General features: G+C 46.7%; 12 protein-coding genes and 1 pseudogene. 9 read left to right on the top strand and 4 right to left on the bottom strand.

Going from position 1 to position 15,562, the window contains the following annotated elements:
• Window positions 1-642: 642 nt before the first annotated feature.
• The 5 genes and pseudogenes from LN995_RS19830 to LN995_RS19810 all read left to right on the top strand — a co-directional run bounded on the left by LN995_RS19830 (window position 643) and on the right by LN995_RS19810 (window position 10,364).
• Window positions 643-3,792: a SusC/RagA family TonB-linked outer membrane protein gene (locus LN995_RS19830; protein ID WP_229962831.1), complete on the top strand. Its 3,150-nt coding sequence runs from the start codon at window positions 643-645 to the stop codon at window positions 3,790-3,792.
• Between the two features lie 13 nt (window positions 3,793-3,805).
• Window positions 3,806-5,455, top strand: a complete 1,650-nt coding sequence (locus LN995_RS19825; protein ID WP_229962830.1) for a RagB/SusD family nutrient uptake outer membrane protein — start codon at window positions 3,806-3,808, stop codon at window positions 5,453-5,455.
• A gap of 90 nt (window positions 5,456-5,545) precedes the next feature.
• Window positions 5,546-7,642 carry a glycoside hydrolase domain-containing protein gene (locus LN995_RS19820; RefSeq protein WP_229962829.1) on the top strand — a complete coding sequence of 699 codons (2,097 nt, stop codon included), beginning with the start codon at window positions 5,546-5,548 and terminating at the stop codon, window positions 7,640-7,642.
• 56 nt (window positions 7,643-7,698) lie between these two features.
• Window positions 7,699-8,967, top strand: a complete 1,269-nt coding sequence (locus LN995_RS19815; protein ID WP_229962828.1) for a YdcF family protein — start codon at window positions 7,699-7,701, stop codon at window positions 8,965-8,967.
• 423 nt (window positions 8,968-9,390) lie between these two features.
• Window positions 9,391-10,364, top strand: a pseudogene (locus LN995_RS19810) (Fic family protein).
• Between the two features lie 554 nt (window positions 10,365-10,918).
• Here the strand turns inward: LN995_RS19810 and LN995_RS19805 are convergent.
• Window positions 10,919-11,308 carry a response regulator gene (locus LN995_RS19805; protein ID WP_229962827.1) on the bottom strand — a complete coding sequence of 130 codons (390 nt, stop codon included), beginning with the start codon at window positions 11,306-11,308 and terminating at the stop codon, window positions 10,919-10,921.
• Window positions 11,309-11,521: 213 nt separating this feature from the next.
• Window positions 11,522-11,710 (bottom strand): hypothetical protein, encoded by a 189-nt coding sequence (locus LN995_RS19800; protein ID WP_229962826.1) that lies wholly within the window; start codon window positions 11,708-11,710, stop codon window positions 11,522-11,524.
• Window positions 11,711-11,829: 119 nt separating this feature from the next.
• On the opposite strand from LN995_RS19800, the gene LN995_RS19795 reads away from it, so the two are divergent.
• Window positions 11,830-12,054, top strand: coding sequence for a hypothetical protein (locus LN995_RS19795; protein ID WP_229962825.1), 225 nt, complete (start codon window positions 11,830-11,832; stop codon window positions 12,052-12,054).
• Here LN995_RS19795 and LN995_RS19790 read toward each other — a convergent pair.
• Complete coding sequence (locus LN995_RS19790) at window positions 12,051-12,455, bottom strand: hypothetical protein (protein ID WP_229962824.1); 405 nt, start codon at window positions 12,453-12,455, stop codon at window positions 12,051-12,053. The two genes, LN995_RS19795 and LN995_RS19790, sit on opposite strands and share 4 nt — an antisense overlap.
• Before the next feature lie 877 nt (window positions 12,456-13,332).
• Here LN995_RS19790 and LN995_RS19785 point away from each other — a divergent pair.
• From LN995_RS19785 to LN995_RS22210, 3 genes are all read left to right on the top strand, one after another.
• Window positions 13,333-13,560, top strand: a complete 228-nt coding sequence (locus LN995_RS19785; RefSeq protein WP_229962823.1) for a hypothetical protein — start codon at window positions 13,333-13,335, stop codon at window positions 13,558-13,560.
• A 152-nt stretch (window positions 13,561-13,712) separates the two neighbouring features.
• Window positions 13,713-13,841 (top strand): hypothetical protein, encoded by a 129-nt coding sequence (locus LN995_RS21930; protein ID WP_262910535.1) that lies wholly within the window; start codon window positions 13,713-13,715, stop codon window positions 13,839-13,841.
• A gap of 17 nt (window positions 13,842-13,858) precedes the next feature.
• Entirely contained in the window at window positions 13,859-14,068 is a 210-nt protein-coding gene (locus LN995_RS22210) for a group II intron maturase-specific domain-containing protein (RefSeq protein ID WP_377470495.1), read from the top strand.
• 614 nt (window positions 14,069-14,682) lie between these two features.
• On the opposite strand, the gene LN995_RS19780 is transcribed toward LN995_RS22210, so the two are convergent.
• The gene (locus LN995_RS19780) at window positions 14,683-15,492 is read right to left on the bottom strand and encodes an SDR family oxidoreductase (protein WP_229962822.1); all 810 of its coding nucleotides are present in this window, start codon (window positions 15,490-15,492) and stop codon (window positions 14,683-14,685) included.
• Between the last annotated feature and the right edge of the window lie 70 nt (window positions 15,493-15,562).

Below are 15,562 nucleotides of genomic sequence, written 5' to 3'. Positions count from 1 at the left end.
GCACTGTTGAATAAGCATGACAACTGAAGCTTTTCAGCAAACTCATTCTTTCTACCTTGAGCCTGCTTCAGATAACAAGCCCCTTACACTAATAGAACTTCAATCAGTTTTCCCCTGATGGTGAACTTGCAAAGGCTTCTTCCTTTTGTTTTAACTTTTAATACAGCCCATGTAAAAGAAAAATAATTAGATATATTATAATCCAAAGCGGTTCGATGAACAGATATGACAGTATTAATAATAAGTAGCGGTGCGGAAGACGGATGGTTGATAATGATTTTTTAATCTTTCACCACTCTTGGTTACCATTTATTAATATCTGCATCTCTTTTTCATAATACTGGCATGATACCTTTGCCCTAAGTTAAAGCAACGGGAGAAGCATGTCATTCAAGCCACATACTGTACTTCCAATGGGTTTCACACGTGGGTTTCACACGATCCAGTATGTATATCTGCTGAACTGATAGCCTCTATCAAAATATGCTCAATTAATGAAGGCAATAGATGCATTTATTAATTAGCTATGGTATCCCACGAATAAAACAAGGGCTTTGGCATTATCTTCATACATTGCAGCCAAAGGCTGCAATGTGCCTTACAGAGTAATGAGTTGATTACTAAATGTTAACCAATAAAAGTATGAGTGTAAGATTACATATTTTTAGGCCTATACTTCAGGGTGTTTGCGCTGTGTCCATGTTAGGCGCCATGCCTGCCCATGCTGGAGGCTTCTCTAGAATATCACAATCAGAAGCAGTACAGCAAGCGAAGATTATATCAGGCAGAGTAACTGACGAAAATGGTGAGCCTTTGCCAGGAGCCTCTATTGTGGTGGTTGGATCCTCTGTGGGTACCGTTTCTGATGTAAATGGAGATTTTGAGCTAGCCATACCGGAGGAAGGTTCTGACATGATTGCTGTTACCTTTATTGGATATCAAAGGCAAGAAATTTCTATAGGAGACCAAACCAGATTAAATATTGCTTTAGTGCTGGACTCTTCCTTTTTGGATGAATTGGTTGTAGTGGGGTATGGATCGCAGAACAGAAGAGAGATTACGGGAGCAGTTTCTAAGGTTGACCCTGATGATATAAATTCGATTCCTACTGCCAATGTGGAGGAGATGTTGGATGGCAGGCTTCCAGGTGTACAGGTACTCAGTGACAACAGTCCTGGTGGGGGCGTAAGCATTCGTGTGCGTGGTTATGGTACCATCAACAATAATGACCCTTTATACATTATAGATGGAGTACCTGTTTCTAATGGATTGAATGCCTTGAATCCTGCAGACATAGAAACTATACAAGTACTGAAGGATGCTGCTTCAGCCTCTATTTATGGGTCCAGAGCCGCTAATGGGGTAGTGGTGATAACAACCAAAAAAGGAAAAACAGACCGTGCGGCTATAGCTTTAGACGCCTATTCAGGGATACAGCACGCTTTCAATCTGCCTCGCATGCTGAGTGCACAGGAATATGGAGACATGCTCTGGCAGGCAGCCAGGAATGATGGAGGCGTTCCGGCTAGTGATATTTACGGGAACAATCCAGATAACCCTGTCATACCTGCCTGGTTGAATGATGAGCAAACAATACCAAGTGCTGATGTAGACTGGGTGAAAGAAATCTTCAGGCCTGCTGTTGTACAGTCTTACAATCTTTCAGTATCAAAAGGAGATGATAAAGCCAACCATGCCCTTTCACTTGGTTATTTTAATGAAGAAGGAACCATCAAGTATACGGGCTTTGAAAGATTCTCAGCCCGTTTTAATTCCAGTTATAAAATCAGAGACATTATAACTGTAGGAGAAAACTTTACAACATCCCTAACCCGTTCTGTCAATGTTGGCACTAACAGCTCCCTGGGCAGTATCGTGTATAATGCGTTTCAGTTTCCTTCTATTGTCCCGGTAAAAGACATCAATGGTAATTATGGGGGAAATCCACTGAATGATATCAGTAACCCTTTAGGTAGCCTATACCGGGGAAAAGACAATGTAAGAAAGAGAATTTCAGCAATGGGGAATGTATTTGCAGGTGTAGATCTGGGAGACTTTTCCTTTAAGACGAACCTGGGAATTGATTTTCAGACTTACAACTACAGAGGTTTCTCTCCAGTATATGATGAAATCCTTTCTCAGAATAACGTAAACTCTTTAAGTACCGATAATGATTTTAATTATCAGCTAACCTGGTCTAATACGCTGAATTACCTGAAAAGCTTTGGGCGGCACAATATAGATGCATTAGTAGGCCAGGAGGCCATCCAGTATTATTCTGAAGGTTTTTCCGCTTCCCGCCAAAATTTCCTGTACGAAGATCCTAACTTCCGCTATCTTACTTATGGCGCGGACAACCAGTTGAATACAGGGAGTGCAACGGAGTGGTCTTTGCTCTCTTACTTTGGAAGGATCAACTATAACTTTGACCAGAAGTACCTTTTGGGCTTTACTCTCCGAAGAGATGGAACCTCTCGCCTAAGTCAAAATAAATGGGGAACTTTTCCGGCTGTATCGGCAGGGTGGCGCGTGAGCGACGAATCCTTCTTTGGAACAGACGGCATAGTGAGTTCTCTCATGCTGCGTGCCAGCTGGGGGCAGACAGGTAACCAGCAAGTTCCTTCTTATTCTACGGTAGATAGCTACTACAACAACGCCAGGTATTCTGATTATGCCATAGATGGCTCACAAGGCTCCGTATATCAAGGTTTGATACAGACAAGAGTACCTAATCCTGACTTGGCATGGGAAGTAACCCAACAGACAAATGCAGGGTTTGATTTGGGCTTGTTTAGTGACAAGCTAGCTCTTACTGCAGATTTTTATCATAAGGTAACAGATGATGTGCTGGTATACTCCCCAATTCCTCCAACTTATGGCGGAACAAACGACGGGACGTGGATTAACGGTGGCCAGATGAAGAATATAGGACTGGACCTTGCGGCAAACTATATGGGCAATGCAGGAGGTCTGGCTTATAATATAGGTTTAAACGCATCAACTTATCGTAACGAACTTACCAAGCTGAATGGCATCTCTTACTTAGGAATACCCGCCTCCTCTCTCCATAGCATAAACTTTGGGCAGGAAATAACCAGGAGTACAGTAGGCCAGCCAATCGGAGCCTTCTTTGGTTACCAGGCTGATGGACCGTTTCAAAACATGGAGGAAGTAACTTCTCATGGAATTCAGCCCAATGCGCAGCCAGGTGACATAAGGTTCAGGGATGTTAACGGCGATGGTGAGCTTAACGGAGACGATCGCACCTACATAGGATCTCCTCACCCTGACCTGATACTGGGCCTGAATGTAGACCTTCATTATAAGGGATTCGACCTGAGCATGTTGTTTAATGGAAGCATAGGTAACGACATCTATAACCTGACAAAATACAAGACTGAGTTCTTCAACCAGGCTTCATACAATAAGAGTATTGCAGTGCTGGATGCCTGGACTCCTGAAAATCCTGATGCCACAGTGCCGCGTGTTTCGCTCGATGATCCTAATAACAATATCAGACCTTCGTCTTATTACCTGGAAGACGGATCCTATTTTAAGTTATATAATATGCAGCTAGGTTATAATATTCCTAAAGATAAGATCGCAGGGCTTGACCTGAGAGTTTATCTGCAGGCAACCAACTTGTTTACCATTACAGGCTACAGTGGCATGACACCCGAAATCGGTCTGCAGAACTACTCTTCCAGCAACCGAAACCTCGACATAGGAGTTGACCGTGGCATTTATCCTCCGTCCAGAACCTTCACGTTAGGGGTTAATTTCAAACTTTAATCAATTGTCGAAGATGAATATTTTTAGAAATTCCTATACTTCAAAAATAGTAGTTGCCGCACTTGTTGTGTTCTCTTCCTGTTCTGACGATTTTCTGGAGGAAGTGACTTATGGAGAGATTTCTCCCTCAGAAATGACGAATGCAGGTAATGTTGACAGGGCCATTATAGCAGCATACAGTTCGCTGAACGGGCAGTATGACGCTTCCAGTAGTGCCTTTAATTCACCTGCCTCTAACTGGAGCTTTGGTGATGTGGTTTCAGATGATGCTTATAAAGGAGGGGGAGGAACAGGTGACCAGAATAACATTCACCTGATGGAGATATACAACACGAATCCAACTATTATTGATATTGAGCGAAAATGGGTAGCGCTCTATGAAGGGGTTAAAAGAACCAATGAGGCCATGAGGCTGCTTCAGAGCTCAGAAGATTATGATGCCTCTCTGAAAGAGCGCCGGATGGGAGAGCTGTACTTCCTTAGAGGACATTATTACTTTGAGCTGAAAAAAATATATAATACCATACCATATATAGATGAAACAGCTGCCACTGTAAATGACTATGCTGTGTCTCATACCCAATATACCTCTGAGCAGCTTTGGGATAAAATAGAAGAAAACTTTAACAATGCTTATGAAAGGTTGCCTGTTGACCAGGAGGATGTAGGGCGTCCGAACAAAATGACGGCGAAGGCTTATCTGGCAAAGACGTACATTTTCCAGGGACAATGGCAGGCTGCTTTGGATGCTGCTAATGAAGTTATAAACAGTAACAAGTACAGTCTACTGCCTAATTTCAGAGATGTTTTCCTTCCTGAAAATGATAACAGCTCTGAGATAATATTTGCCGTTCAGCATTCGGTACTCGATGGGGCCCCTGACAATTATAATGGTAGTATAGGGGACCGTTTGTCTGCTCCTGGAGGGCCTTTCTATTCACAGTACGGCTTCCACCGCCCTTCTCAGAACCTTATCAACGCATACAAAACGAACGCGAACGGTATGCCGGTGCTGGACAATGTAAACCTTGCTGAAGCAGATTTTAAAGATCCAAGGCTGGACCATACAGTGGGAAGGCCAGGTATTCCTTATCTGGACCTGGGCGTGCTGTATGAGGCAAGCTGGGCACGGGACCTTTCTACTTACGGGCCTTTTGCACCTAAAAAACGGATTGTGTCTGCCAACTCTCCTTATCAGATTGATACCTGGCCTTACATTAGTGCCTTAAACTATTACATAATCCGTTATGCTGACTTGTTACTGTGGAAAGCAGAAGCCTTGGTTGAACTGGGAGATTTGGAAGGAGCGAGAACTGTTGTCAACCAGGTAAGGGAAAGAGCCCGGGACAGCCAATACGTAATGAACCTTGAAGAAACAGCACCAGCTGCCAATTACAGAATTGAGACTTACAGTACCCCATGGACTGATCAGGCCTCAGCACGCGAGGCAGTTCGGACGGAGCGTAGGCTAGAGTTGGCTTTGGAAGGACACCGTTTCTTTGATCTGGTACGCTGGGGAGTGGCGGCAGAAACGATCAACAAGTATCTAGAAGTTGAGAAAACAAGAAGAACCCATTTGACCAATGCCAACTTCATAGAAGGTACACATGAGTATTTTCCTGTTCCTCAGAAGTATTTTGATGTGCTTGAAAGTATGAAATAACCAAAGCCTGATTACAATCAGAACTTATTATCACAGGCAGCCATGATATAAGGCTGCCTGTGATATTTATACCTTTTACCGCTAATCTTTATGCGAACACTATCACTGTTATTTATTGCCATATTATGTGGCTGTCAGCGGCCTGCCAGTGTTGCTCAGAAAGAACAACTGCAGATCGTGGACAAAAATTTACCTGCAGAAAAAGTAAATGTTTTCTTAGGCTCTTCCGGCGACCATGGGCAGCTATCACCGGCAGCTTCCTATCCATTTAGCATGTTGAGTATAGGGCCGCAGACTTACCCTTCTACGCACACCGGGTATGAGCACCTGGCCAAGCAGTTCTTAGGCTTTACGCATAACCGTTTTGAGGGAGTAGGTTGTTTGGGAAGTGGAGGCAATATACTGGTTAAACCTTTCCTGGGAGATGCCCCGGATTCTACACAACTGATCAAAGCAGAGGAAGAAGCAGGGCCAGGATATTATAAAGTAGGTTTTGGTAATAAAATTAAAGCAGCGTTTGCCGTCTACAAAAATAACGGCATACACCACTACCAATTTCCTGCGGGTCGAAAAGGGATTTACATTGACTTAAGCCACGCCTTTGTCGGACGCTTTGTAGCAGAAGAACATGCAATAACAGGAAATGCTGTAAGTGGGTGGATAGAAGCACAAACTACGTGTAGTGTCGGCACCTACCGCCTTTACTATGCCATGCAATTCAGACAACCTGTAAAGTGGACAACTGTAAAGGAACATGAGTTGATAGCTTCACTGGACGCAAACCAAGCGGAGGCCTATGTAGAGGTGGCTTTCTCCTCAGTGGATGTAGCGCATGCCAGCGCTGCATTGAGCAATGCATCTTTTGAGGAAATGAAGCAAAAAAGCTCCGGCGACTGGAATCAGCTTCTGGGTCGTATTCAGGTAAAAGGGAACCCTGAAAGGGAAAATCTTTTTTATTCCTTGCTTTACCGTGCAGTGCAGTCGCCTTATGTCGTATCGGAGGAGGATGGTAAATACCGGGCTATAGATGGCTCTCTGCAAACCTCTAAGAACCCCATCTATAACGGATGGGCCATTTGGGACAATTACAAAACGCAGTTGCCCCTGCTTTCATTTGCTTACCCGGAAAGATTCCAGGACATTGCTTCATCTATAGCCAACCTTTACCCTTATGGTAAGAGAGATTTTGCTACGGCACATGAGCCCTCTAACACCGTGCGCACCGAGCATGCCCTTGTGGTACTGCTGGATGCTTACCGTAAAGGGTACAAGATTGATTTTCCGTCGATTCTGGATTCGCTGATACAGGAAGTGGACAGACTGGATTACACACATCCAGACAAGGCACTGGAGTCCTCCTACGATGCCTGGGCCTTGTCTCAGATACTGGATGAACTTGCGCAAGAGCAGCTAAGCGAGAAGTACAAGCAAAAGGCATTAAAGTATAAAGACTACTGGGAGAAAGATTTTAAAGATTTAACCCGTGATGATGTAAACAGCATGTCCGCACGCGGCATGTACCAGGGCACAATCTGGCAATACAGATGGTCTGTTCCTTTTGATGTAGAAGGGTTGATAGAACTGACAGGTGGCGAACAAGCTTTTTTGAACCAACTGGATGAATTCTTTGGAAAGGACTATCATAATCGTGCTAATGAGCCGGATTTACAGGTTCCATTGCTCTACAACGCTACTTCGGTGCCGTGGAAATCGCAGGCATTGATGCATCAGTTGGCTGTGGATACCGTGGTGCAGCATTACTTTAACGACAATAGTCGGGGGATAGGGTCATATGTTGGCGTCCTCTATAAAAATCAGCCGGAGGCTTACCTCAGAACAATGGACGACGATGCAGGAGCGATGTCGTCCTGGTTTGTCTTAGCCTCCCTGGGCATGCAGCCTGCCTGTGTGGGTTGGCCGGTATATTATTTAAATGTGCCTCTTTTTGAGTCGGCCGAAATTAAGTGGCCCAATGGAAAAGCGTTTACTGTTCAGGTAGAAAACTATGCTGATACAAACCCCTACATCAAACAGGTAACGCTAAATGGAAAGAACCTGGAACGCAACTGGCTGACACAAGAAGAGGTCATGACAGGTGGAAGGCTAATTATAACAGCCTCTGATAAGCCAGAGAAAAGCTGGGAAGTTGAAAATAGATGGATTCCCAGTCTTGATGCATCTAGGTAGCACAGCAATTTTGCTTAACAGTAGTCTTATTAATCTAAAACTGAAAGTTCAGTAATATGTATTATCTAAAACATTCGCTTGTAACCTTACTAATTGTATTCTCAGTATTTGCCGATGTAGCAGATACATTTGCACAATCAACGAACGAGACAGTCACTTCTGTTGCGTTTCCTGAGCAAATAATACTTCACAAAACATTTAATTTTCTGGAGGTTATAGATAAGTCAGACGTTCTAAAGCAGGAAGTAAAGCAAAATGCTGTACTTCGTAACCTGGCAAAGCAGTATGCAGGCAGGGTGGAGAAGGCTCTAACTTCCTGTAAAGACGCTACCTGCTATGCCTCGGCTCTGAAGTGGAGTGAACAGGAAGTTCAGACTATCCATAAAGAGCTTAAGGGTTTGTACTCTGGGAACAGCAACTTTCGAAATGCTCTTACCAAGACACTCCGTAAAGAATCTTATCACCATAAATACAAAGGAGAAATAGACTCGACCACAATCCGAAAAGCATGGAAAGATACAGCGTTGGGTTTAAATCATATCCTGGATGTATATTTTGCAGGAAAGGGAGCACGCTATCCTGCTATAGATTCCATCAGTTTCGATACCAGTGATCAAAACTTTGTAGCCTTGATACATCAGAGTCTCGGGTCAGAAGTAAAAGCGCAGGATCAAAAAGCTTTATTTTATAAGCTTCCTATGCATGCTGCACTAAAAGCATTGGAGTTGAATGGACGAGATGAGGCTGCTCGTTATGAACCGTTGCTGAATGGTTATAACAAAAAGCCATACCAGGCTCTGAAAGGGACATCCTGGGATAAATACCCGTACAGCATGATTCTCGTACTCGGCCACGGACCCGAAGACCCTGCCATTGCCTTGGATGCAGGTGGAGCACATTATTGTGAAGTCGCTGCCCAGATGTATAAAGAAGGGGTAGCTCCGTTTATAGTTGTATCTGGAGGAAATGTACACCCTTATAAAACACCTTATAATGAGGCGGAAGAGATGAAGAAGTACCTTGTCGGCAAGTTGGGAATTCCGGATGAGGCTGTTTTCATTGAACCCCATGCCCGGCATACCACAACCAATTTACGGAACGTAAGCCGAATGATCTACAGATACAACATACCTGATCATAAACCTGTACTGACACTAACTAACCCTGATCATAGCAAATACACGCTTCATATTAGTGACAGGTGTATGCGTGAATTAACTTATCTTCCCTTCCGGGGCATGACAAAGATAAGTGACGAGACAAATGCTTTTTTTCCTGAACCGGAGGCATTTCGTGTCAACCCCTTTGAGCCGCTAGACCCTTAAGAGAAAATCAGTTTAGAGGCCTTGATTATTTCTTTATTTATGTTACCTGCTGTTGCCACCGACACGTGTGCCGTTGGCAAGAAAGATCAGAAGTGTTATTAAGGCTTTGCCTGGCACTGCCTGCCTAAGTCAGCTTTTGTCAGAACAAGTCACCTCCATTTTTTAAAAGCGCCTTATGTACTGGTATAAGGAAGAAGTGCAACGACTAGAGAAAGAGCGGAGCAGTCCTATAGAATATAAACATGAAGGCTACTAGACGTATTTAGCTGCTTTTCTATCTCCCATTATCAAAGCTGTGCTGGCGGATAGAGCGGTCTGGCCACCATAGTTGAGGGTGAAAATGAAGCTTGCGGTGATTATTTCTGTTATTCTCCGCATTTTCGCGGAGAATAAAGCGTATAGTTACCGTATAAGTTAACGATCATGAGCTTTTACATACATCTGCACCCTAACTGGCCTCATTTTACCTGGGATGAAGGACACCTCTCCAGTCTACTTGGCGAAGTATGGTATGTACAAGGGCGTATTGTAGGACGCATGGAGGCCCTTGGCTTCTCTGTCAGGTCAGAGACCATGCTGCAGACCCTCACACAAGATGTATTGAAGTCCACTGAAATTGAGGGGGAACTACTGGATCCGGAGCAGGTGCGGTCTTCTATCGACAGACGTTTGGGCATGGACATAGCGGGCCTTATTCCCTCAGACCGTCATGTGGTGGGGGTGGTGGAGATGATGCTCGATGCCACCCAACATTACCAGAAGCCCCTGACCAAAGAGCGCTTGTTTGCCTGGCAGGCCTCTCTTTTTCCAACGGGAAGAAGCGGTATGTACAAAATCATAACCGGTGCCTGGAGAGATAATGAGAAAGGACTTATGCAGGTGGTATCCGGGTCGCTTGGGCGGGAGAGGGTCCATTATGAAGCACCTGATGCCTCCCTGCTGGAGGATGAGATGAGCAAGTTCCTGGACTGGTTTAACAGTGAGGCAAAGTTCGACCCAGTTCTCAAGGCTGGAATCGCTCACCTGTGGTTTGTAACCATACATCCCTTTGATGATGGAAACGGACGTGTGGCGCGGGCATTACCCAATGGCTGGAGTGGTCTTTCCTGCCTTCGTAGCGGCTTAAGTACTGCAGACGATAAATTGGAGTCCGTGTTACAGAAGGCTCACTTTTGGGACCTACACGCCTCAACGAACGGCAACGGCTGCTCATCAGCAAGCTGCAGGAAGACTTTGTGGGTAAACTTACTTCCTCCAAGTGGGCCAAGATAGCCAAATGCTCACAGGATACGGCCGGACGGGATATACAGGATCTGATCCGGAAGGGGATTCTCCGAAAAGAAGAAGATGGAGGCAGGAGTATAAGTTATGAACTTATCAGTGAAAGGCCAGGGTAAATAGGGAGTCCAGACGAACTGATACTTTTAAGCCACAAGTGCAACAAGGTGATATTTAGTAAGAAACCTACTCCTAAGGTATAACGAGTGGCACTTGAAGTCTTATAATATGGTCTTATGTAAGATGGATCCGGTAGCCATTCTCCAGATAGTATAACCTCTGGAAGCTAAACTCCGTATAAGAGAATGGCTAAAAGTTGAAGATTTCAATAATCAAGATAAAAGAAGGCTCTCTGATGAAAAGGGGAGTCTTCTTTTATCTTGATACCTACCCTATTATAGAGTTTAGTCGCTCTGGCCATTATCCCACTACTAGTAAAGCAACTCGTTAATGAAAAGGCATCGTTTACTCTGCTTTCTTTAACGAGTTTTTGCCTCAATTGCCCTTCATTTTGCTTGCCTCAGTCCCTGGTCTGGAAGAGTAAAGAATAGGACGTTTTTCATTACTGTTTTAACACTTAATCCGTCCAAAAAGCATTAGCCAAAATCCTTTCTTTAGGTGGCCGATAAGCCCCATTATGTAAAATGACAGCCGCAGTAAGGGTAGGTACTTGTTATATGAACTTGGACAGCTTCTCTACAGTAAGGGGTTTCTCGATGCAACCAATCACCGGGTAATCCTTTGCCGTCACCATATCCAGGTGATGGGTAGAGCTGCTAAGCATAACAATCTTTATGGCGGCAGAACTTAAATCAGCGGACTTTTGGAGTTCCTCCAGAAACTCAAAGCCGTCCATGACTGGCATGTTGATGTCCAGCAGGATCAATTCCGGGCACTGCTCATTCCTGCACACTCCCCGGACGATATCGAGTGCCTCCTGGCCATGACTGGCCAGGAGCACCTCTGCTTCTACCGCCGCTTGCCTGAATAGCCGTTGTGTCATAAAAGAGACGGCAGGGTCATCGTCTACTAATAATATCCTTTTCGTTTTTGACTTCACCATGCTTGTTGTACATCTTCGCTGATTCCCTTGTACGGGAAGAATTTACAAGATATAACCTCCCTGCGAAAGTACCAAAACGCTTACCCCCTCCAGTTGGCTGGAAATGCTGTTTCTCTTATAACTACTTTCATGTTCACTATTGAGGTGCTGTTGGAGAATGTGAATGGGTGGGCAATATAGCATGCGCATAGCGTGTCAACCTGGGGCGTGCCTTCAGCCATGTGTGGGAGGCGACTGGCTATCATCAAAACCCGCCTTTCTCATCACGTACTCGACAACCATTTCTGTCAGCAGCCTCAGCTCCTCTGCCTCAGGCGTGTACGGGTCGGTGTCCTTCAGCTGCTCTATGCGCTTGGCGACAAAATCATACTGCCACTGTGTCTTGATCGGCTTGTATTCCATTAGCTTTATTTTTACCTCCTATGTTTTACGTGGTTACCTGAGTTTGTTTATACTGAAAGTACTAGTGCCTTCTACCTGTTTTGGGTTAGGCAGAGCCCGTCTCTGAGACGGAAAGGGTTGTGAGGATAGAGCGCTTGGCATATGGTGTACCATCCGACTACTGTGGGATCTGCTTTCACTCCCGTCCCAGCAGCCAGCGCCTGCGCCTTTTCCGCAAATGCCTTTATCCTGATGGGCGAGCCGAGCCTGTGCAGGGTCTACGTGGTGACGCTAATGACCCTTTCCTCAAAAGCAATAATGAAATCGGCAAAGACGTATCAACCCGGGGGAAGCCTCCTGCCTAGGCCAGCCACTCTGTGGCTTTTTCCCGCCCGAGGAAGACCTCCACCTCCAGTCGGCGGCGGAGAGCAGGGTCCTCCCGGACCAGCTCATGGACGCGCAGGCTCGACATGAGCTCCAGATTGGATCGCGTCACCACGTAGGCGAACCGGTGCCGGAGCGCGGGGTCCAGCGTGGGCAGCAGCTCCCGGACCAGCCAGTTCTGGTCGCCTAGCAGCACGTACTGCAACCGCTTCATGTCGCACAGCCACTTGGTGGCCCCTTGGGCGTTGACGTGCCGAACCGTCTCCCGGAGGACTTCCCGGAACTCCTCCTCCTCGCAGTGCCGCAGCCAGATCACCTCCACAAGCTCGTTTTCTTCGTCCGCGGCGACGGTCGCGTAGGCACTCTGCAGGATATGGGCCATGGCTCATTTGTAAGGATTTCCTCTATATACAGACTGTTGCTCAAATAGCTACAGCGGGTCCGCGGGAGCCGTTGCGGGTCGCGGCTTTGCTATAGTGCGTTTATGCACTATAGGTTTTGTGTGCGTCCAGTATGGCGCGAGTATATTTCTTATGAAATATACTCAGATTATCCAGAGGGTGCAAGGTCCTTATCGTCGAGTTGGTGAAGCCGATTAGCAAGCCGCAAGGTGGTTTGGGGTGACCCATGCACTGAAGGAAGCGGGACTGCAAACACCTGAACTGACGAATACTCTTGAGCTCGAGAGTGCGAAGAGAGCGCACGCAGTGCTGTATAAGAGGAGGGAGCNTTTGTGTGCGTCCAGTATGGCGCGAGTATATTTCTTATGAAATATACTCAGATTATCCAGAGGGTGCAAGGTCCTTATCGTCGAGTTGGTGAAGCCGATTAGCAAGCCGCAAGGTGGTTTGGGGTGACCCATGCACTGAAGGAAGCGGGACTGCAAACACCTGAACTGACGAATACTCTTGAGCTCGAGAGTGCGAAGAGAGCGCACGCAGTGCTGTATAAGAGGAGGGAGCCGTGGGTAAGCAAGCACATCTTTGCAAAGCCCCTGATGGACAAGCGGCTTTTTGTAGATGCGGCAGGATTAGGTGGAAGGATAAGCGTCTTACCTGGGGAGGTCTTGGAATAGATTCGGTTTCTATGGGCCAAGAAGTCAGCAGCGGTCGTAGTAGTTACCTGGAAACGAGCCGTAAGCACTACGGAGGTCTCACAAGCTGCTGAAGGGCTGAACGTTAAGTTGTCCTAAATTCGATAAGGAGGTTCAAATCCAGAGTTTGCTAGCCCTATCTTAAATCAGGACAAAGGCGTGACCGGTGAAAAGAGCGGTTAGGCTATGCTTAGCGAACCGCCGAATACGCGACCCGTACGTTCGGTGGTGGTGTGTCACGAACGGAGGACACCTTGGTGTTCTTCGGTGCTGTGCAAATGATGAGGGCAGGCCCCTCGGAGCCGGTATTCAGGTGCAGGCTTCAAACCGCCTTGTGCGGCTTTGCTTAAAAGGCATGGTCGTGAGCGACAAGGAAAAGTTACCGGAAAGGTAGCAGGTAAGTGTTAAGGAGACGAACGCAAGTGAACTGTTCGAAGAAGTGTCGTTAGCGTATAGGTGATGTCAAAACCGGGAGTCACCACTGTCCCGGGATAAGCATGAGGGCAACCTGACTACTGCTCATGCGGCATCCGGCATCAAGGCAGCGTGAACTTAACACAGGCGTTTGCACGGAACGTGAGAACGTGTCGTCCTGATGGCAAGGGAGAAGCTCAAGTGGCAGACCCACAAGAGCGAGAGTACCGAGGCAGGGCACGCGGGCGGAACATTCCGTAGTAGCATTGAAGTCTGTCGTGAAAGGGTGGATAAATTACTACGGACATTTCTACAAATCAGAACTGCAGAGGTTATTGAATTATTTAAATCTTATTCTCAAAAGTTGGGCCCGTCAGAAGTTTAAGAAGCTAAGGGGTCGTAAAGTCAGGGCAAGTAATTGGCTGGGGAGAGTGACTAAAACCGTTCCGAACCTGTTTGCGCACTGGCAGCTGGGAGTAAGGCCGTAAAGGTTGGATAATAGGAGCCGTGTAAGGCGAGAGTCTTACGCACGGTTCAGTGAGGGCGTGAGGGGGCGGTTGCCTTGCGCTACTCGACTGAGGGGTGCACTGGCAGTCAATTGGCTGTCAGCTATCCACTCATTTGGCAATATTGCTTTTTAGCTTTTCTTTTAGTTGGAGTATATATTCCTTTCTATTGGCAAGCGTGCTTAATTCAACTTCATAGGTTCTTAAGTTGCTTAGATTCGGGAAACTAAGTTTCGCTTTTGCCATGGAATGAGCTATGGTCAGGTTCACATAGTTGTAAGCTAAAACAACCTTTTGCACAAAATCTGTTTTAACCTCGGTAAATCCTAATCTCTCAGCTGTTCTCTTGTTCAGGATGTATCTGGTCCTTTTACTTTGTTGGAGCAAGTATTTAAGGCCTTACACTCTTTTAATGAGCCTCCACCGATTCCCGGTGAGTGACATCGGTGGCAAAGGCTGTCGCCTGCCCTCCTGAGGTATTGATATGACTTGTTAGCACCTTTAAGTTAGCTCAGGCGACACGCGCCCGAGCTAACTTTGGCTCCTTCGTCTGCCTGATGTCCGGCCACTTTTCCGTTCAGATTCCTCTTTCCATCTTAGTTTATTTTATAAAGTCCCTGTATCTGTTCGCTGTGCGCCTCGATACCGAGGTGCTGGCGGGTCTCGGACAGGGCAATGGCGTCCGGTCCCGCTAAATAGCGCCGCTGCGGCTTGTCGTCTGTTGCCGCTTCGTATATGACCTCCGCGATCTCTGCCGGATCCGAGAAGATGACGTTGGTGCTTCCGTCCTCGAACCCTGAGATCATCTTGTTCCATAGCGGCATGTAGGCATCATGCGACGCAAAGGACAGGGAGCGCCCGACATAGTCTGTGTTCATCGCACCTGGGGCGATGGTCTTGAAGTAGATCCCGAACTGGTTGGCCTCGTAGTTCATGGCTTCACTCCATCCTTCCAAGGCGAATTTCGTTGCGCTGTAGATGGAGGCCAGGGGATTTGCGGCAATCCCGGCGGCAGAGGTGACGGTCAGGAACAACCCTTTCCTGTGGTGTTCCCTAAAATAGGTCACAAAGGGCTGGGCCACGCGGAATACACCGAGCAGGTTGGTATCGAGCTGTCTGGTGATCTGCTCCTCCGTGTAGGCCTCAAATCCACCGACGAGCCCATAGCCGGCATTGTTCAGCACCACGTCGACGCCCATTGCCATGGCTTGCCCGACCGTTTCCCGTACCTGTTCAGCTTTGGTTACATCCAAGGGCAACAAGGTTACCCTTTCCAGCTGGTTTAGCTCCGTTTCCTTTTCCGGGTTCCGCATCGTGGCGATCACCCTCCAGCCGTTGGCATGGAATAATTCAGCGGCGGCTTTCCCTAAGCCAGAAGAGGCGCCTGTAATGAAGATTGTTTGCATGGTTTCTTTCTTTAAATGTCTGATGCAAAGATCCGGAGCCGCGGGTAGGGGCAAGTTGCCAGTTCGGTAA

Origin of the sequence: Pontibacter silvestris, assembly GCF_020907275.1 — a bacterium.
Lineage (GTDB): Bacteria > Bacteroidota > Bacteroidia > Cytophagales > Hymenobacteraceae > Pontibacter > Pontibacter silvestris.
Note: the sequence above shows the minus strand (reverse complement) of the source record. Positions and strands in the feature narration are given on the sequence as shown.